Origin of the sequence: Mesorhizobium sp. M0293 (genome assembly GCF_040321735.1) — a bacterium.
GTDB lineage: Bacteria > Pseudomonadota > Alphaproteobacteria > Rhizobiales > Rhizobiaceae > Mesorhizobium.
On record NZ_JAMYSA010000046.1, the window covers coordinates 15,374 to 32,817 of the forward strand.

Sequence of the window (17,444 nt, forward strand, 5' to 3'; positions counted from 1 at the left end):
GATTAGTTATGTGCACGAGGATATCCGCCGATGCCTCAAAACGTGCATGCCGTCAGTTTTTGTGACGCTCGCGGCTCAATTCACCGGCGGGTAGAGCGTGTCGATGATCATGCGCGCATCGTGGCGCGAATCGAGCATGCCATAGGTGTTGCGCCATTGGCCGGCCAAGCGCGTCTCGACGAAAGCGTCGGCGATCCGCCCTGCCCCCAGCCGGCGCAACTCCGCCGCCGCCGCCGACAGTGCCAGCTGTTCGGTGAGCAGACGGGCGGAGCCCTCGTCGGTCGCCGCGACCTGCATAGCCGCCTTCAGCACGCCGATCGTGCCGCGTCCGCCGGCGCCGAGATCGCGGTCGATGCCGGCCAGCACATCCTCAAACAGGCCAGGCGCACGGCCAAGCACGCGCAGCACGTCGAGTGCCATGACATTGCCCGAGCCTTCCCAGATCGCGTTGACCGGGGCTTCGCGATAATAGCGGGCGAGTGGCGCCTCCTCGACATAGCCATTGCCGCCGAGACATTCCATCGCCTCGTAGAGCAGCGGCGGTGCGATCTTGCAGACCCAGTATTTGACCACCGGCGTCATGGCGCGGGCAAACGCTGCTTCACCGCGGTCGCCGGCCGCTTCATCGAAGGACCGCGCCAGCCGGAACGACAGCGCTGTGGCGGCGGCGACATCGAGCGCCATGTCTGCCAACACGCGCTGCATCAACGGTTGCTCGATCAAGGTCGAGCCAAACACCTGTCGGTGGCGCGCGTGATGAACGGCCTCGGCCAGGCCCGCGCGCATGATCGCCGAAGATGCGATGGCACAATCGAGCCGGGTCAGGGTGACCATGTCCATGATCGTCTTCACGCCCGCCCCCGGTTCGCCGACCATCTCGCCGATGGCGTTGACGAATTCCACTTCGGAGGACGCGTTGGAGCGGTTGCCGAGCTTGTCCTTCAGCCGCTGGAAGCGGAAGCCGTTGCCCGAGCCGTCACCGAGAACGCGCGGCACGAGGAAGCACGACAGTCCCTCCGGCGCCTGCGCCAGCACAAGGAACGCATCCGACATCGGCGCCGACATGAACCATTTGTGCCCGGTCAGGCGATAGAAGCCGCTGCCGGCGCGCTCCGCCCTCGTCACATTGGCGCGCACATCGGTGCCGCCCTGTTTCTCGGTCATGCCCATGCCGAGCGTCAGCCCGGTCTTCTCGACCGGCGGCTTCTGGCTCTGGTCGTATTTGCGCGTCGTCACGCGCGGCGCCCATTCGCGAAACAGTTTTGGGCTGGCCATCAAGGCAGCCAGTGAAGCGTTGGTCATGGTGATGGGGCAGAGATGCCCGGTCTCGAGCTCTGCCGTCAGGTAAAACCGGGCGGCACGGACCTGATGGCGGCGGCCGATCTCGGCGTCGCCATTTTCCCAGACCGAGGAATGCAGCCCGTTGGCCACCGAGCGGCGCATCAAGGCGTGATAGGCGGGGTGGAACTCGACCACATCGATGCGCCGTCCCTGGCGATCATGCGTCCTGAGCTTCGGGGTCTCGACATTGGCAAGACGCGCCAGTTCCTGCGCCTCCTGCGTCAGCACGAAACGGCCAAGCCCATCGAGTTCCCGGCGCACCGGATCGGAAAAACGCTCAGCGAGCTGGATCAGCAACGGATCGCCCCGCCAGGCGTTGCCGCCCGTCAGCGGCGGCGGCTGGTTCGTCACGTCGTCGGTCACGCCCAATCCTTCTATCGGTAGAAAGGTGCTTATCGTCAGAAAGCCACGAATCCGAGGCCGTCGGCTAGATATAGCCAAGCCATGCAGCGCGCGCGATGAAAATACCGGCCGATTTAATCGGCCATCTACACGAAAAAATTGAGGAGAACGGCTTCAATCCAAAGCTGGCGCTTGCAGCCGCAAAATCTCCACCCTATAGCAGCGCCTTGAGATGACCGACGCTTCGTCCCTGACACTCTACCCTCACCGCCATCTTCTGGGCATCCGCGACCTTTCCCCCGCCGACATCGAGCTTTTGCTCGACAGGGCGGATCGTGCGGTCGCGATCTCGCGGCAGTCCGAGAAAAAAACCTCGACGCTGCGCGGCCGCACCCAGATCAACCTCTTCTACGAAGCCTCGACGCGTACGCAGTCGTCGTTCGAGCTTGCCGGAAAGCGGCTCGGCGCCGATGTCATGAACATGTCGGTGGCGAGCTCCTCGGTGAAGAAGGGCGAGACGCTGATCGACACGGCGATGACGTTGAACGCCATGCGCCCCGACATCCTGATCATCCGCCACCAGTCGGCCGGCGCCGCCGCCCTTCTGGCGCAGAAGGTCGGTTGCTCCGTCGTCAATGCCGGCGACGGCGCGCATGAGCACCCGACACAGGCACTGCTCGACGCACTGACCATTCGCCGCGCCAAGGGCCCGCTGTCGAAGCTGATCGTGGCGATCTGCGGCGACATCCTGCACTCGCGCGTGGCGCGCTCGAACATCATGCTGCTCAATGCGCTCGGCGCGCAGGTGCGCGTCGTCGCACCGTCGACGCTGCTGCCCACCGGCATCGAGAAAATGGGCGTCATCATCACCCACTCGATGGCCGAGGGCCTCAAGGGGGCCGACGTGGTGATGATGCTGCGCCTGCAGCGCGAGCGCATGGAAGGCGCCTTCGTGCCGTCGGTGCGCGAATATTTCCGCTATTTCGGCCTTGATGCCGAGAAGCTGAAGGCGGCCAAGGACGACGCGCTGGTGATGCATCCCGGTCCGATGAACCGCGGCGTCGAGATCGCCTCGGAAATCGCCGACGGACCGCAAAGCGTCATTCAGGAACAGGTCGAGATGGGCGTCGCGGTACGCATGGCGGTGATGGAAGCGCTTCTCGATCCCCGTCGTAATCAAGAAGGCCGCAACCACGAGGGCCGCGGCGCATGAGTACGACGGTCTTTGAACGCGCCCGCATCGTCGACCCGTCGCGCGGCATCGACGAAGTCGGTGCCGTCATCGTCGAGGGCCACAAGATCGTTGCCGCCGGCAAGGCGGCGCTCAACCAAGGGGCGCCCGAGGGCGCTATCGTCGTCGACTGCGCCGGCAAGGCGATCATTCCAGGCCTGATCGACGGCCGCGTCTTCATCGGCGAACCGGGCGGCGAGCATCGCGAAACCATTGCGTCGGCAAGTGTCGCGGCGGCGGCCGGCGGCGTCACCTCTATCGTCATGATGCCCGACACCGACCCGGTGATCGACAATGTGGCGCTGGTCGAGTTCGTGCTGCGCACCGCCAAGGACACGGCAATCGTCAACGTCTTTCCGGCGGCGGCAATCACCAAGGGCCTCGACGGGCGCGAAATGACAGAGTTCGGCCTGCTGCGCGAGGCCGGCGCCGTCGCCTTCACCGATGGCCGCCACACCATATCGAGCGCGCTGGTGATGCGCCGTGCGCTGACCTATGCACGCGACTTCGGCGCCACCATCGTGCATGAGACGCAGGATGCCGACCTCGGTTCGTCCGGCGTGATGAATGAAGGCCTCTACGCCAGTTGGCTCGGCCTCTCCGGCATTCCGCGTGAAGCCGAATCCATTCCGCTGGAGCGTGATCTCGCCCTTGCGCGGCTGACGCGCGGCTCCTATCACGCGGCGAAGATCTCGACGGCGATGGCGGCAAACGCCGTGATGCGCGCGAAAGCCGACGGTGCTGCCGTAACGTCAGGCGTCGCGATCCACAATCTGTCGCTGAATGAAAACGATGTCGGCGAATACCGTACCTTCTTTCGCCTGACGCCGCCCTTGCGCGCCGAGGAAGACCGGCTGGCGATGATCGAGGCGGTCAGGGACGGCACGATCGACATCATCGTCTCCTCGCACGATCCGCAGGACGTCGACACCAAGCGCCTGCCCTTCGCGGATGCGGCAGCCGGCGCCATCGGGCTCGAAACCCTGCTGGGCGCGGCATTGCGGCTCTACCACAATGGCGACGTGCCGTTGCTCCGGCTGATCGAGACCTTGTCCACCGCTCCCGCAAAACTGTTCGGACTGCCCGGCGGCACGCTGAAACCGGGCGCCCTCGCCGATCTTGCGCTCGTCGATCTCGACGAACCCTGGATCGTCAGCGAGAGCGGCATTCGTTCGCGCTCGAAAAACACCTGTTTCGAAGGCGCGCGGCTGCAAGGCAAGGTCTTGCAAACGCTGGTGGCGGGCCGCACAGTATTTTCCGTCTGAGCCGGCCACCGCGCGCCTGATCCGGCCAGCCTGGGGGAAACGCGGGGAAACAATGACTTACAGCCTTATCCTAGCTCTCGTGTTTGGCTATTTTCTTGGCTCGATTCCGTTCGGGCTGCTGCTCACCCGCGCGGCTGGCCTTGGCGATGTGCGCAAGATCGGCTCCGGCAACATCGGCGCCACCAATGTTCTGCGCACCGGCAACAAGGGCCTTGCCGCCGCGACGCTGCTGCTCGACGCGCTGAAGGGCACGGCCGCCGTGCTGATATCAGGCCATTTTTCGCCTGAACTGGCGATCTGGGCAGGCCTTGGCGCCTTTCTCGGCCATCTCTTCCCGGTATGGCTGGGTTTCAAGGGCGGCAAGGGCGTCGCGACTTATCTCGGCGTGCTGATCGGCCTTGCCTGGCAGGTGGCACTGATCTTCGCCGTCGTCTGGCTGGTGATGGCATTCCTGTTCCGTTATTCCTCGCTGGCGGCGCTGACGGCGGCCGTCGTCGTGCCGATCGCCCTCTATCTGTTGAGCACGCCGCAGAATGCTGCCCTGTTCGTGGTGATGAGCATCATCGTTTTTATCAAGCACCGGGAAAACATTTCACGCCTGCGTGCCGGCACCGAGGGCAAGATCGGAGCTAGGGAGTGAGCGAGCCGGCTGCCGGGCCGCGCCTCAGCGACCGGCAGCGGCTGAGCTGGCTGCGGCTTATCCGCACCCAGAATGTCGGTCCCGCCTCTTTTCGCGACCTGATCAACCGCTTCGGTTCAGCCGAAGTGGCGCTCGAAATACTGCCGGAGCTGATGATTTCAGGCGGCGCCAAACGCATCGCCCGCATTCCTTCCATTGCCGAAGCCGAGGCCGAGTTGGAGACAGCCCGAAAGGCTGGCGCGCGCTTTGTCGGCATCGGTGAGACAGACTATCCGCCGCTTTTGCGCAACATGGACAATCCGCCACCGCTGCTGGCGGTCAAAGGCAATGCCGCAGTGTTCCGGCTGCCGGGGGTCGCCATCGTGGGCGCCCGCAACGCATCGCTGGCCGGCATCAAGATGGCGCGCATGCTGGCGGCGGAACTCGGACGCGACGGCTACGCAATCGTCTCCGGCCTGGCGCGCGGCATCGACACGGCGGCGCATCAGGGCAGTCTTGCGACCGGTACGATCGGTGTTCTGGCTGGTGGCCTCGACCTGCCCTACCCGCCCGAAAATGCCGGCTTGTGCGGGGAAATCGCTGAGCGCGGCGCCGTCATATCGGAAATGCCGTTCGGCTGGCAGCCGCGCGCACAGGATTTCCCGCGCCGCAACCGCCTCGTCGCGGGCGCGGCCCTTGGGCTGGTGGTTGTCGAGGCAGCACAACGCTCGGGATCGTTGATCAGCGCCAGGCTCGCGGGCGAAATGGGCCGGCTGGTCTTCGCCGTCCCGGGCTCACCGCTCGACCCACGCGCCGCCGGCACCAACGGCCTGCTCAAGGACGGCGCCACCCTGGTCACTGAGGCATCGGACATTTCCAGGGCGATTGCCCCGCTGACCGGCATGCGGGCGCCCGACGTGCCGCCGTTCGAAGAGCCGCCCGACTTCTCGGTCACGCCGCCGCCCGGCGAAAGCGATCGCGCCCGAATCATCGAGACGCTCGGCCCGACGCCCGTGCCGATCGACGAGATCATCCGCCACACCGCCTTGCACCCGGCCCAGGTCTTCATGGTGCTCCTGGAGCTCGACCTCGCCGGCCGCCTCGAGCGCCATGCCGGCGGACATGTATCGCTGGTATTTGGGGATTCTTCCATCTGACTCGAGACACCTTCGGTGCGACGCTGTTCGCATCCCGGAAAGAGAACTCGCTATCTCTATGCGGTGGGCCAGAAAAACGCATCAACCCAATTTACAACTGACATGTTAGTGAGCTATCACTGCCTTCGAACATCCTTTCGGAGACTTCCCGGTGACATCACGCTTTGGCCTTTCAGCCGCACTCGCCACACCTTTTGATGCCTCCGGGCAGATCGCCACCGCCCTCATGGTTGCCCAGGCCAGGCGTTGTCTGGCCGAGGGGTGCAGCAGCGTTACGCTTTTCGGCACCACCGGCGAAGGCGCGTCGGTGGGCGCCGTGGAGCGGCATTCGGTGACCGAAGCCATGCTGGCTGCCGGGATCTTGCCGCATCAACTTGTTGCCGGCGTGCTGGTCGATGCGGCCGAAGATGCCGCCGAACAGGCCCGACATGCCTTGCAACGCGGCGCCCGCAACATTCTGCTTGCACCGCCGAGCTACTTCAAGAATGTCGGTGAGGACGGTCTTTTTGGCTGGTTTTCCGCTGTCTTTGCCGCGCTCGGTCCCCTCGCCCGCGGCGTGCTGCTCTACAACATCCCGTCGGTCACGATGGTGCAGCTCTCGCTTGGCCTGATCGGCCGCTTGCGCACCGCCTTTCCGGATGTCGTTGCCGGGGTCAAGGATTCCGGCGGAGACTGGAGCTACAGCGAGGAGCTGCTAAGCGCCCATGGCGATCTGGTGATCCTGATCGGTGATGAGCGGCATCTGGCGCGAGCGGTGCGAATTGGTGCTCAAGGCGCAATCTCCGGCATGGCCAATTTCGCCACCGGCGAAATCCGCGCCATGGCCGAGGATGGGCGCGATGATACCCGCGTCGAGCGTTTCGTGCTCGAATTGCTTAAATACCCGGTCACTCCGGCGGTGAAGGTCATGGTGGCGCGCAAGACTGGCGACGATCGCTGGCTGGCGGTCCGCCCTCCGCTGGAGCCGATCGCTTCGCAGGGGCGCCAACAGCTTGCCGCCGCCTATGACAGTCTGTTTGCCAGGGAATCAGCCTGATCGGCAAAGGGAAGCGCGCTGAAATGGAAGACGGCAGCGAACCGACCACCCTCAGGGAAAAAGCCTATGCCAGCTTCACGCGGCATTTGCTGGCCCGCGATCTGCTGCCGGGCCAGTTCGTGTCGCAGCGCGAGCTGGTTGCCTTCACCGGATTGCCGCTCGGCGCCATTCGCGAAATCGTGCCGCGTCTCGAGGCCGAAGGGCTACTGACGACGATCCCGCAGCGCGGCATGCAGATCGCTCATATCGACATCAGCCTAATCCGCGAGGCTTTTCAGTTCCGCCTGTTCATGGAGCGCGAAGCGGTGGCGCTGTTCACCACCAGCGCCTCCGATGAGGAACTTGCCCGCCTGCGGCGCGAACATGAGGAGATGCTGGCGCAAGCCCTTTCGCAGGCGCCGACGCCCGAAATGGAAGCCAAGGCCCAAAGCATCGACTGGGCGATGCACGACACCTTCATCGATGCGCTGGGCAACGAGATCATCGCCAAGGCCTATCTGGTCAACTCGGTGAAGATCCGTCTGATCCATCAGGAGCGCTTCCGCATCGACGGGCGCGTCGTGCCGGTCATGCGCGAGCACCTCGCGGTCATCGAAGCCATGGAGAGCCGCGACCCGCAGAAGGCGGTCGAGGCGATCAGCCTGCACATTGACAAGGCGCGCCGGCTGGCGCTGCAAATCTGAGGAACCATGAGCCGCACCGCGGTCGCGGTGCAATCGACAACGACAGCAACCGGGAGGAAGAAATGTCGTCCAATCTGTTCAACCCAACCAGGAGGCAACTCCTTCAAGGAACCGCGGCCCTTGCCGCCGCCGGCATTGCGGGCGTCCGCCCGGGCTTTGCCGCCGGCGTCGACTGGAAGCGCTTCGCCGGCACGACGCTCGACGTCAATCTGGTCAAAAGCCCGCGCAGCGACACCCTCATAAAATATCTCGCCGAGTTCGAGGAGTTGACCGGTATCAAGGTCAATGCCGAGGCGACGCCCGAGCAGCAGCAGCGCCAGAAGACGGTGATCGAGCTGAGCTCCGGCAAGCCGAGCTTCGACGTCGTGCATCTGAGCTATCATGTGCAAAAGCGGCAGTTCGAAAAGGGCGGCTGGCTGGCAGACATATCAGGCTATCTCACCGATCCTACCCTTACCGATCCCGGGCTGGTCGAAAGCGATTTCGCCGATGCCGGCATGCTGTTCGCCAAGGACGGCCAGGGCGTGCTGCGTTCGCTGCCCTTCTCGGTCGACTACTGGATCCTCTACTGGAACAAGGAACTGTTCGAGGCCAAGGGGCTCAAATACCCTGAAACCTTCGAGCAACTGGTGGCCGCAGCGGAGGCGCTGACCGACCCGTCGACCAACACCTACGGTTTCGTCGCCCGTGGCATCAAGAACGCCAACACACCGGTGTGGACGTCGCTCATGCTTGGCTACGACATGACGCCACTCGATGGTCAGGGCAAGCTGCGCACGACGTCGCCCGAGGCGATCGAGGCCGCCGGCCTCTACCAGCGGCTGATGACCAAGTCCGCGCCTCCAGGCGTCACCGGCTTCAACTGGGCCGAAGCGCAGTCCGCCTTCCTGCAAGGCAAGATCGGCATGTGGTTCGACGGCGTCGGCTTTGCCCCGCCGATGGAAAATCCGGAAAAGTCGCGAGTGGTCGGCAAGGTCGGCTATGGCGTCATGCCCAAGGGTCCCAAGGCGCACGCCGCGGGCACCTTCGGCGACGGCATCGGCGTGACGGCCGCCAGCGAGAAGAAGGAGGCCGCCTATCTGTTCTGTCAGTGGGCAGTGTCGCCGGCCATGGGCGCGCGGCTGCTGCAGGCAGGCGCCGGCGTCCCGTTTCGCAAATCGGTGCTTGAAGATCCCAAGGTGCGCGAAGGCGTCACCATGCCGGCGAGCTGGCTCGATGCGGTGGTCGGCTCCGGCAATGTTAGCCGGCTGTCGCTGCCGGTCATCATCCCGGTCACCGAATTCCGCGACATCTATGGAGTTGCGCTGACCAATTTGATCGCCGGCGCCGATCCCGCCGAGGAGCTGAAGAAGGCCACCGAGCAGTTCCAGCCGGTCCTCGACAGGAGCGAGCAAGGCTGATGTCCGCCACCACCCCAGAACGCACCGGGGTGACGACGCAAGCCATCGAAGGGAGCCAGACGATCCGGCTGGCTCCCAACTACTGGCCTTTCGTCGTTCCGGCGCTCGTCGTCGTCGGCGCAGTGATCGTCTTTCCCTGGGCCTTCACGCTGTGGATGAGCGTCAACCGCTGGACGCTCGGCCAGTCGCGAAGCTTTGCCGGGATGGAGAATTATCTGCGGCTGGCGGTCGACCAACGCTTCTGGGAATCGCTGCTCCATACCTTGAGCTACACCTTCCTCTCGGTTGCCGCGCCGATGCTGCTTGGCACCATCGCCGCCCTGATCTTCGACGCCAGGTTTCCGCTGCGCGGCCTGTTGCGCGGCGTCTTCGTGATGCCGATGATGGCGACGCCCGTCGCCGTGGCGCTGGTCTGGACGATGATGTTCCATCCCCAGCTCGGCGTCCTCAACTACCTTTTGTCGCTGATCGGCATCCCGGCGCAGGAATGGATCTTCAACGCCAACACGGTCATTCCGTCGTTGGTTGCGGTCGAGACCTGGCAGTGGACACCGCTGGTGATGCTGATCGTGCTTGGCGGCCTGGCGTCCGTGCCGCGCGAGCCGTTCGAGAGCGCCGAAATCGATGGCGCCAATGCCTGGCAGCAATTCTGCTATCTCACTTTGCCGATGATCGCGCCGTTCCTGATGATCGCGGTGATCATCCGCACCATCGATGCGCTGAAGAGTTTCGACATCATCTACGCCATGACCCAGGGCGGACCGGGCACGGCCTCGGAAACCATCAACATCTATCTCTACAACACCGCCTTCTCCTACTACGACATCGGCTATGGCTCGGCCATGGCCGTGGTGTTCTTCATCGTTATCGTCGCCCTGTCCTTCATCCTCTTGATGCTGCGCCAGCGCTCCCAGTGGATCGGCGTGGAGGGCAAATAGATGAGTTCACGGCTGCTCAATCAGGTCGGGCTGTTTTTCGCGGCCCTGGTCTTCGTCTCGCCGGCGATCCTGTTCTTCCTCTGGATGATCTCGCTGTCGCTGAAATTCGAGATCGACAACGGCGCCTACCCGCCGATCCTGGTCCCCGAACATCTCGCCTGGTCGAACTACGCAAAGGTGTTCGAGGAAAACAATTTCCTGCTCTATCTCTGGAATTCGGTTCTGGTGACCGGCACGGCGACACTTTTGGCACTCCTGATCGGCGTCCCGGCCGGCTATGGCATCGCACGGCTCAAGGCCGAACGATCGGCGGTCGTCATCATGATCGCCCGCATGACGCCGGGGCTTTCCTATCTCATCCCGCTTTTCCTGCTGTTCCAATGGGTCGGCATTCTCGGGACGCTGTGGCCGCAGATCATCATCCATCTGGTGGTGACGGTGCCGATCGTGGTCTGGGTGATGATCGGCTATTTCGAGACCACGCCGATGGAACTGGAGGAGGCGGCCAACATCGACGGCGCCTGCTCCTGGCAGGTGTTCCGGCTGGTCGCTTTGCCCATCGCCAAGCCGGGCATCGTGGTCGCCTTCATCTTGTCCGTCATCTTCTCATGGAACAATTTCGTCTTCGGCGTGGTGCTCGCCAGCCGCGAGACGCGCACGCTGCCGGTCGCCGTCTACAACATGCTCTCCTACGAGCAGGTGAGCTGGGGTCCGCTCGCCGCCGCGGCCCTGGTGGTGACGCTGCCGGTGCTGGTTCTGACCATGTTCGCACAAAGGCAGATTGTCGCCGGACTGACCGCCGGCGCCGTCAAGGGCGGCTGAGCGCTACCCGACATCAAACTTTTTCGAGGAAACCCAATGGCTTCGGTAACAATCAACAACGTGCAGAAGGCTTTCGGAACGGCCAAGATCATTCACGATGTCAGCGTCGACATCGCCGATGGCGAGTTCGTCATCCTCGTCGGCCCGTCGGGCTGCGGAAAGTCGACGCTGCTGCGCATGATCGCCGGCCTTGAAACGATCTCAGGCGGCAGGATCGCCATTGGCGACCGCATCGTCAACAATCTGCGGGCACGGGACAGGAATATCGCCATGGTGTTCCAGAACTACGCGCTCTATCCGCATATGACGGTGGCAGACAATATGGGATTTGCCCTGAAGATCAAGAAAGCCGATCCGGCCGATACCGCCAGCCGCGTCGGCCGAGCCGCCAGCATTCTGGGCCTCGACAAGCTGCTCGACCGTTACCCGCGCCAGCTCTCCGGCGGCCAGCGCCAGCGCGTCGCCATGGGCCGCGCGATCGTGCGCGATCCGCAGGTTTTCCTGTTCGACGAGCCGCTGTCCAATCTCGACGCCAAATTGCGCGTCCAGATGCGCGGCGAGATCAAGGCGCTGCACCAGCGGCTGGGTACCACCACCATCTATGTCACGCATGACCAGATCGAGGCCATGACCATGGCCGACAAGATCGTCGTGCTGCACGACGGCCTCGTCGAGCAGATCGGCGCGCCGCTCGACCTTTACGACCGCCCTGCCAATCTCTTCGTTGCCGGCTTCATCGGCTCTCCGGCCATGAACTTCATCACCGGCCACGTCGAGGAAAGCGTGTTCCGCAGCACCGGTGGACTGACCTTGCCGCTGCCGGAAGGCATCAACTTGGCAAAAATTCCCGCGGGTGAACTCATCTACGGCATCCGTCCCGAACATATCCGAGCAACGACTTCCCGGGGTATTGCCGGCACGATCGTGCTTCTGGAAGCCACCGGTTCGGAAATCTTCGCACGGGTCGACTGCGCCGGCGAAGAAATCTCCTGCCTTTTCCGGGAACGGCTTGCGCTGAAGCAGGGCGAGCAGATGCGGATCGAGATCGATCGTGCCTGTGCTCACCTGTTCGATGCCAAGACCGGCCGGCGATTGTAGGGCAAAGGTCCGATATCCCCGCGCAAAGGTCTCAAGCGACGGGTTAGCTCTTGCCACTCGCGTCGCTTGGCAGCAGTCTCGGCTCAAAGAGCCGCTCATCGGGTGGATGCCGGTGCGACAGGATTTTGCAATTGCGACAGGATTTTGCAATGACCCGCGATCAGATGCTCACCCACCTCCGCGCCGCCGGTGACGTCGCAAGCGAGGCGGCGGCGCATGGGCACCATCCCTTCGGCGCCGTCCTGGTCGGGCCCGACGACCGCATCCTCATGCGCCAGGGCAATCTCGACACGGTGCGTCACGCCGAGACCGAACTCGCCCGGCGCGCCGCGGCGGCCTACGAGCCGGAGTTCCTCTGGACCTGCACGCTGGTCTCAACCGGTGAGCCCTGCGCGATGTGCACCGGAACGCTCTACTGGGCGAATATCGGCCGGCTAGTCTACGGCTACGAGGAGGCCAAACTCTTGGCGCTCACCGGGGATCACGCGGAGAATCCGACGATGAGCCTCTCTTCGCGCACCGTGCTCGACTCCGGCCAGAAAAAGATCGAGGTCTTTGGCCCCTTCCCCGAAATCGCGGACGAACTGCTCGCGCCGCACCGCGATTTCTGGAACCGCTGACGGCTTCGTGCCAGTCGGCAAACCCCGGTCAATGGCAACAGCCGTCGGATCGATCGGAGCCGTAATGCTGCTGCCGTGCGCATGGGAAAGTCTCCCCGCTGGCTATGGAGGATTTATAACGATTTGGTGAGCGCGATGGGATTCGAACCCATGACCTACTGATTAAAAGTCAGTTGCTCTACCGGCTGAGCTACGCGCTCCCGCGGGCTCAAAAGCCGCCCTCGAAATTGCGCGGAACATAGGGAGAGTGCCTCGACCGGTCAACCGGAAAAAGAGGGTTCGTAAACACGGTGGCTTCGCCTCGTCGCGGCACTCTCTCGTCGCATCAGCGGAGAGAGCAACTAAGGAGCTCAGCCGTTTAGCCCGCAGCGGCATCCTGTCTCGGGAACAATTGCATAGGCCACTCGTTTTTCCAGCACGGGGACGTCCGCTAACCCTCGAGGAGAAGAGCAATGAACAGAATCACAGTGGGTATGCTGGCAGCCACGCTCTCGGCCACATTCGTTGCGGCGGAGGCAGTGCCCGTCAACGCCCAACCGAACTATGTGCCGCAATCCCAGGTCGCGGTGCCGGATGTGCAGACAGTCCAGTACCAGGAGTGGCGCAAGAACCGCTACAATCGCAGTTTTTCGCGTGACCGCAATTTTTCCCGCAATCGCGGCGCGTATTGGAACGGCCATCGCGGCTATCGCGAATATCGCCCCGGCTACCGTCGTCACGGCGATTATTGGTTCCCGCTCGCGGCCTTCGCTACCGGCGCGCTGATCACCGGCGCCATCATCAACAATGAACGCAATCGTGTCTATGAAGGCAACTCGCATGTGCAGTGGTGCTACGACCACTATCGCAGCTACCGTGCTTCGGACAACACGTTCCAGCCGAATTACGGCCCTCGCCGAGAGTGCCGTTCGCCTTACTGATCCAAAGTGTGAGTGCTGAGTAAAAAGCCCGCGCCGGAAACAGCGCGGGCTTTCTATCGAGATACCTAAGCGGGAAAGCCGTTGTCAGATCGCCCAGTTGATGCTCTTAAAAATCAAATATAGCGCTCCACCCTCACCACGCGGTGAACGGTAGGCCCCAAGAGCATCGCAAATTCGAGCCATCGCTCCAGTCAATTCCCAGCCTAGCGCTTCCAGGTCATTGTCGGCGTCCGTCACGTAGGCCTGCGTCAACTCATCTATGCTGTTCTTCTCGCCGAAGGAGCGAACCAGCCTGGCGTCGCTGAGTAGCTCGCCGGGCAAATTCGAATTTGCCCACGCCCACAGCCAGTTGCTGGCCTTGGCGCTCGTAGAGCCCGCAATCTGGATCTCGGTAACGATCTTGACGCCTCCTTCATCCGAGAACAGAAGCTTTCCAGCCTTAAGATCATAGTCATAGCGCGACCAGCTGCCGAGGTGGAAATCTTTGTTCAACCGGTCATTCTTGGCATTCAGCTGTTCGATAGCCTCGTCGCGCCACGCAGGATACCAGTCTGGCTTCATCCCCTCGCCCCATCACTCATCACCTCACGGGTGCTTATTGCACGCTCAGCGTTCTGCGAACAGCATCGCGCCAGCCGGCAAGCTTGGCTATGCGCACGGAGCCATCCATGTCCGGCTGGAATCGTCGCTCCAGCGCCCAGCTTTTCGCGAACTTCTTGGCATCCGGCCACACGCCCGCTTTAGAGCCAGCCAGCCATGCGGCGCCCAGCGCGGTCGTCTCCAGAATGGTCGGGCGGTCGACCGGTGCATCGAGGATGTCGGCGAGGCGCTGCATGGTCCAGTCGGACGCTACCATCCCGCCGTCGACCCGAAGCACGGTCTTGGCTGAGGCGCCCTTCCAGTCCTTGCGCATGGCGTCGAGCAGGTCGCGTGTCTGGTAGGCCACGGCTTCCAGGGCCGCGCGGGCAAACTCCGCCGGGCCGGAATTGCGGGTCAGCCCAAAGATGGCGCCGCGTGCTTCGGCATCCCAATGCGGCGCGCCCAGCCCGACGAAGGCGGGCACCAGATAGACGTTTTGCGTCGGATCAGCCTCGGCCGCCAATTTGCCGCTCTGCTCGGCCTTGCCGATCACCTTGATGCCATCACGCAGCCATTGGACGGCAGCACCGGCGATGAAGATCGAGCCTTCCAGCGCGTAGGTCGTCTTGCCGTTCAGCCTATAGGCGATGGTGGTCAGCAGTCGGTTTTTCGAGCGCACCAGATCGCTGCCTGTGTTGAGCAGCGCAAAACAGCCGGTGCCGTAGGTCGATTTCATCATGCCTGGCTCGAAGCAGGCTTGGCCAATGGTCGCCGCATGCTGGTCGCCGGCAACGCCGAGGATTCTTATCTCGGCGCCGAAGAGGTTTTTCTCCGTGATTCCAAAATCATCGGCACAGTCTTTTACCTCGGGAAGCATTTTTGACGGGATGTTGAGAATGGCCAGCAGCTCGTCGTCCCAGGCATTCTCAGCGATGTTGTAGACCAGCGTGCGCGAGGCGTTGGTGGCGTCCGTCGCGTGGACCTTGCCGCCGGTCAGCCGCCAGATCAGGAAGCTGTCGATGGTGCCAGCCAGCAATTCGCCTTTCTCGGCGCGCTTTCTAGCGCCCTTCACCTTGTCGAGCATCCAGGCGATCTTGGTGCCTGAAAAATAGGGATCGAGCAGCAGGCCGGTCTTGCGGGTGAACTTCTTCTCCAGGCCCTGCTTCTTCAGTTTCTGGCACAGTGGCGCGGTGCGCCGGTCCTGCCAGACGATGGCGTTGTGGATCGGCTTGCCGGTCGCCCTGTCCCAGATGACGACGGTCTCGCGCTGGTTGGTGATACCGAGCGCGGCCACCTCGGAAGCATTTCGGCCGGCCTTCTTCAATGCCGCCTTCACGGTAGACACGACACTCGCCCAGATATCCTCGGGATCGTGCTCGACCCAGCCGGAGGCCGGATAATGCTGGGTGAATTCCTTCTGCCCGCTGCCGACGACCTTCATCTGACCGTCGAACAGGATCGCCCGTGTCGAAGTCGTTCCCTGGTCGATTGCCAGCACAAAACCGCTCATTCCAGCGCCCTCCGTCTCGATACAAAGAGGGGAGACGGCAACGAGCCGCCTCCCCCAATTTCACACGGGCGCGAACGCCCGCATAGACAATGCTACTTCTGCCAGCTTTTCACCAGTTCGTCGTAGTTGATGGTGATCGGCTTTTCCTTCTCGTTCTCGATCTTCAGCTGAGGAGCGAGATTGCCTTTCTTGACCGCGTCGGCGTTCCAGTAGGCGAGGTCATGCTCTTCGGCCATCTTCGGGCCGATATCGCCCTGGACGCCCGACTTCTCGATGCGGCTCATCACCTTTTCCTGCTCACCGCAGAGCGAGTCCATCGCTTCCTGCGCCGTCTTGGCGCCCGACGAAGCATCGCCGATCGCCTGCCACCAGAGCTGTGCCAGCTTCGGATAGTCAGGCACGTTGGTACCGGTCGGCGACCACTGGACGCGCGCCGGCGAGCGGTAAAACTCGATCAGGCCGCCGAGCTTCGGAGCGCGCTCGGTGAAGCTCTTGTCGTGGATCGTGCTCTCGCGGATGAAGGTCAAGCCGACATGGCTCTTCTTCACGTCGACGGTCTTCGAGGTGACGAACTGCGCGTAAAGCCATGCGGCCTTGGCGCGGTCGGTTGGGGTCGACTTCATCAGAGTCCAGGAACCCACGTCCTGATAGCCGAGCTTCATGCCGTCCTTCCAGTAGACGCCATGCGGCGACGGCGCCATGCGCCACTTGGGCGTACCGTCGTCGTTCAGCACTGCCTTGGCGCCGGCATCGACCATCGAGGCGGTGAAGGCGGTGTACCAGAAGATCTGCTGCGCGACCGCGCCCTGAGCCGGAACCGGGCCGGATTCGGAGAAGGTCATGCCCTGGGCTTCCGCCGGAGCGTAGGCCTTCAGCCAGTCGAGGTATTTCTGGATCGAATAGACGGCAGCTGGGCCGTTGGTGTCGCCGCCGCGCGCCGTGCAGGAGCCGACCGGTCGCGAGTTCTCATCGACCTTGATGCCCCATTCGTCGACGGGCAGACCGTTCGGGAGGCCTTTGTCGCCGTTGCCGGCCATGGACAACCAGGCGTCAGTGAACCGCCAGCCGAGCGACGGATCCTTCTTGCCGTAGTCCATGTGGCCATAGACCTTCTTGCCGTCGATCTCTCGGCCGGTGAAGAACTCGGCGATATCCTCATAGGCCGACCAGTTGACTGGAACGCCGAGGTCGTAACCGTACTTGGCCTTGAAGTCGGCCTTGTTCTTCTCGTCGTTGAACCAGTCGTACCGGAACCAGTAGAGGTTCGCGAACTGCTGGTCGGGAAGCTGGTAGAGCTTCTTGTCGGGCGCGGTCGTGAACGAGGTGCCGATGAAGTCCTTCAGGTCGAGGTTCGGATTGGTGACGTCCTTGCCGTCGCCAGCCATCCAGTCGGTCAAATTGCGCACCTGCTGGTAGCGCCAGTGGGTGCCGATCAGGTCGGAATCGTTGACCCAGCCGTCATAAAGGTTCTGGCCGGTCTGCATCTGGGTCTGGATCTTCTCGACGACGTCGCCTTCCTGGATGACGTCATGCGTGATCTTGATGCCGGTGATGGCAGTAAAGGCCGGCGCCAGCACTTGCGATTCATACTGGTGCGTGGCGATGGTTTCCGAAACGACCTTGATGTCCATGCCGGCGAAAGGCTTCGCGGCATCGATGAACCACTGCATTTCGGCTTCCTGGCCGGCGCGGTCGAGCGTCGAAAGCGGACCGATTTCCTTGTCCAGGAAGGCTTTCGCCTCGTCCATACCGGCATAGGCGTTGCCAACCCCGAGCAATAGGACAAGCGCAGTCGTTGATGTTAAAAATTGCCGTCGCATTGTGTTTCCTCCACTGTTTTAAGGTTTCAAGTGCGATCTGGAGCGGCCGCCGGCACGCGGTCG

16 protein-coding genes and 1 tRNA gene are annotated in these 17,444 nt (G+C 63.0%); 12 read left to right on the plus strand and 5 right to left on the minus strand.

The features are described 5' to 3' along the window. Positions 1-75: 75 nt before the first annotated feature. Positions 76-1,704, minus strand: coding sequence for a DNA alkylation response protein (locus NKJ06_RS18505; protein WP_352627817.1), 1,629 nt, complete (start codon positions 1,702-1,704; stop codon positions 76-78). Positions 1,705-1,915: 211 nt separating this feature from the next. Here NKJ06_RS18505 and NKJ06_RS18510 point away from each other — a divergent pair, with 211 nt between their 5' ends. The 11 genes from NKJ06_RS18510 to NKJ06_RS18560 all read left to right on the plus strand — a co-directional run bounded on the left by NKJ06_RS18510 (position 1,916) and on the right by NKJ06_RS18560 (position 12,552). Beyond that, a complete protein-coding gene (locus tag NKJ06_RS18510; RefSeq protein ID WP_352627818.1) occupies positions 1,916-2,896 on the plus strand; it encodes an aspartate carbamoyltransferase catalytic subunit in 981 nt (326 codons plus the stop codon). Beyond that, positions 2,893-4,179, plus strand: a complete 1,287-nt coding sequence (locus NKJ06_RS18515; RefSeq protein ID WP_352627819.1) for a dihydroorotase — start codon at positions 2,893-2,895, stop codon at positions 4,177-4,179. The genes NKJ06_RS18510 and NKJ06_RS18515 overlap by 4 nt, the downstream gene beginning before the upstream one ends. 52 nt (positions 4,180-4,231) lie before the next feature. Continuing rightward, positions 4,232-4,819: a glycerol-3-phosphate 1-O-acyltransferase PlsY gene (gene plsY, locus NKJ06_RS18520; RefSeq protein WP_352627820.1), complete on the plus strand. Its 588-nt coding sequence runs from the start codon at positions 4,232-4,234 to the stop codon at positions 4,817-4,819. After that, positions 4,816-5,955 (plus strand): DNA-processing protein DprA, encoded by a 1,140-nt coding sequence (gene dprA, locus NKJ06_RS18525; RefSeq protein WP_352627821.1) that lies wholly within the window; start codon positions 4,816-4,818, stop codon positions 5,953-5,955. Before plsY ends, dprA begins: the two co-directional genes overlap by 4 nt. 151 nt (positions 5,956-6,106) lie before the next feature. Then, the gene (locus NKJ06_RS18530) at positions 6,107-6,991 is read left to right on the plus strand and encodes a dihydrodipicolinate synthase family protein (RefSeq protein ID WP_352627822.1); all 885 of its coding nucleotides are present in this window, start codon (positions 6,107-6,109) and stop codon (positions 6,989-6,991) included. 23 nt (positions 6,992-7,014) lie between these two features. After that, a complete protein-coding gene (locus NKJ06_RS18535) occupies positions 7,015-7,674 on the plus strand; it encodes a GntR family transcriptional regulator (RefSeq protein ID WP_352627823.1) in 660 nt (219 codons plus the stop codon). A 62-nt stretch (positions 7,675-7,736) separates the two neighbouring features. Beyond that, on the plus strand, positions 7,737-9,074 hold the full coding sequence (locus NKJ06_RS18540; RefSeq protein ID WP_352606190.1) for an ABC transporter substrate-binding protein: 1,338 nt from the start codon (positions 7,737-7,739) through the stop codon (positions 9,072-9,074). Then, a complete protein-coding gene (locus NKJ06_RS18545; protein ID WP_352627824.1) occupies positions 9,074-10,012 on the plus strand; it encodes a carbohydrate ABC transporter permease in 939 nt (312 codons plus the stop codon). Before NKJ06_RS18540 ends, NKJ06_RS18545 begins: the two co-directional genes overlap by 1 nt. Further along, on the plus strand, positions 10,013-10,834 hold the full coding sequence (locus NKJ06_RS18550; RefSeq protein ID WP_352627825.1) for a carbohydrate ABC transporter permease: 822 nt from the start codon (positions 10,013-10,015) through the stop codon (positions 10,832-10,834). It abuts the gene before it with no gap. Between the two features lie 36 nt (positions 10,835-10,870). Then, entirely contained in the window at positions 10,871-11,932 is a 1,062-nt protein-coding gene (locus NKJ06_RS18555) for an ABC transporter ATP-binding protein (RefSeq protein WP_352627826.1), read from the plus strand. A 149-nt stretch (positions 11,933-12,081) separates the two neighbouring features. Beyond that, positions 12,082-12,552 (plus strand): nucleoside deaminase, encoded by a 471-nt coding sequence (locus tag NKJ06_RS18560; protein WP_352627827.1) that lies wholly within the window; start codon positions 12,082-12,084, stop codon positions 12,550-12,552. Positions 12,553-12,676: 124 nt separating this feature from the next. Here NKJ06_RS18560 and NKJ06_RS18565 read toward each other — a convergent pair. Beyond that, positions 12,677-12,752, minus strand: a tRNA-Lys gene (locus NKJ06_RS18565). Between the two features lie 252 nt (positions 12,753-13,004). On the opposite strand from NKJ06_RS18565, the gene NKJ06_RS18570 reads away from it, so the two are divergent. Then, positions 13,005-13,472: a BA14K family protein gene (locus tag NKJ06_RS18570; protein WP_352627828.1), complete on the plus strand. Its 468-nt coding sequence runs from the start codon at positions 13,005-13,007 to the stop codon at positions 13,470-13,472. Positions 13,473-13,556: 84 nt separating this feature from the next. Here NKJ06_RS18570 and NKJ06_RS18575 read toward each other — a convergent pair whose 3' ends face one another. From NKJ06_RS18575 to NKJ06_RS18585, 3 genes are all read right to left on the minus strand, one after another. Then, complete coding sequence (locus NKJ06_RS18575; RefSeq protein ID WP_352627829.1) at positions 13,557-14,033, minus strand: DUF6882 domain-containing protein; 477 nt, start codon at positions 14,031-14,033, stop codon at positions 13,557-13,559. Positions 14,034-14,067: 34 nt separating this feature from the next. Next, on the minus strand, positions 14,068-15,561 hold the full coding sequence (glpK, locus tag NKJ06_RS18580; protein WP_352627830.1) for a glycerol kinase GlpK: 1,494 nt from the start codon (positions 15,559-15,561) through the stop codon (positions 14,068-14,070). A 92-nt stretch (positions 15,562-15,653) separates the two neighbouring features. Continuing rightward, a complete protein-coding gene (locus NKJ06_RS18585; RefSeq protein ID WP_352627831.1) occupies positions 15,654-17,381 on the minus strand; it encodes an ABC transporter substrate-binding protein in 1,728 nt (575 codons plus the stop codon). Positions 17,382-17,444 lie beyond the last annotated feature (63 nt).

Coding starts and splice junctions, on each gene's coding strand:
- NKJ06_RS18510 (WP_352627818.1), top strand. CDS start 1,916: ATGACCGACGCTTCGTCCCTGACACTCTACCCTCACCGCCATCTTCTG.
- NKJ06_RS18515 (WP_352627819.1), top strand. CDS start 2,893: ATGAGTACGACGGTCTTTGAACGCGCCCGCATCGTCGACCCGTCGCGC.
- plsY (WP_352627820.1), top strand. CDS start 4,232: ATGACTTACAGCCTTATCCTAGCTCTCGTGTTTGGCTATTTTCTTGGC.
- NKJ06_RS18535 (WP_352627823.1), top strand. CDS start 7,015: ATGGAAGACGGCAGCGAACCGACCACCCTCAGGGAAAAAGCCTATGCC.
- NKJ06_RS18540 (WP_352606190.1), top strand. CDS start 7,737: ATGTCGTCCAATCTGTTCAACCCAACCAGGAGGCAACTCCTTCAAGGA.
- NKJ06_RS18545 (WP_352627824.1), top strand. CDS start 9,074: ATGTCCGCCACCACCCCAGAACGCACCGGGGTGACGACGCAAGCCATC.
- NKJ06_RS18550 (WP_352627825.1), top strand. CDS start 10,013: ATGAGTTCACGGCTGCTCAATCAGGTCGGGCTGTTTTTCGCGGCCCTG.
- NKJ06_RS18555 (WP_352627826.1), top strand. CDS start 10,871: ATGGCTTCGGTAACAATCAACAACGTGCAGAAGGCTTTCGGAACGGCC.
- NKJ06_RS18560 (WP_352627827.1), top strand. CDS start 12,082: ATGACCCGCGATCAGATGCTCACCCACCTCCGCGCCGCCGGTGACGTC.
- NKJ06_RS18570 (WP_352627828.1), top strand. CDS start 13,005: ATGAACAGAATCACAGTGGGTATGCTGGCAGCCACGCTCTCGGCCACA.
- NKJ06_RS18575 (WP_352627829.1), bottom strand. CDS start 14,033: ATGAAGCCAGACTGGTATCCTGCGTGGCGCGACGAGGCTATCGAACAG.
- glpK (WP_352627830.1), bottom strand. CDS start 15,561: ATGAGCGGTTTTGTGCTGGCAATCGACCAGGGAACGACTTCGACACGG.
- NKJ06_RS18585 (WP_352627831.1), bottom strand. CDS start 17,381: ATGCGACGGCAATTTTTAACATCAACGACTGCGCTTGTCCTATTGCTC.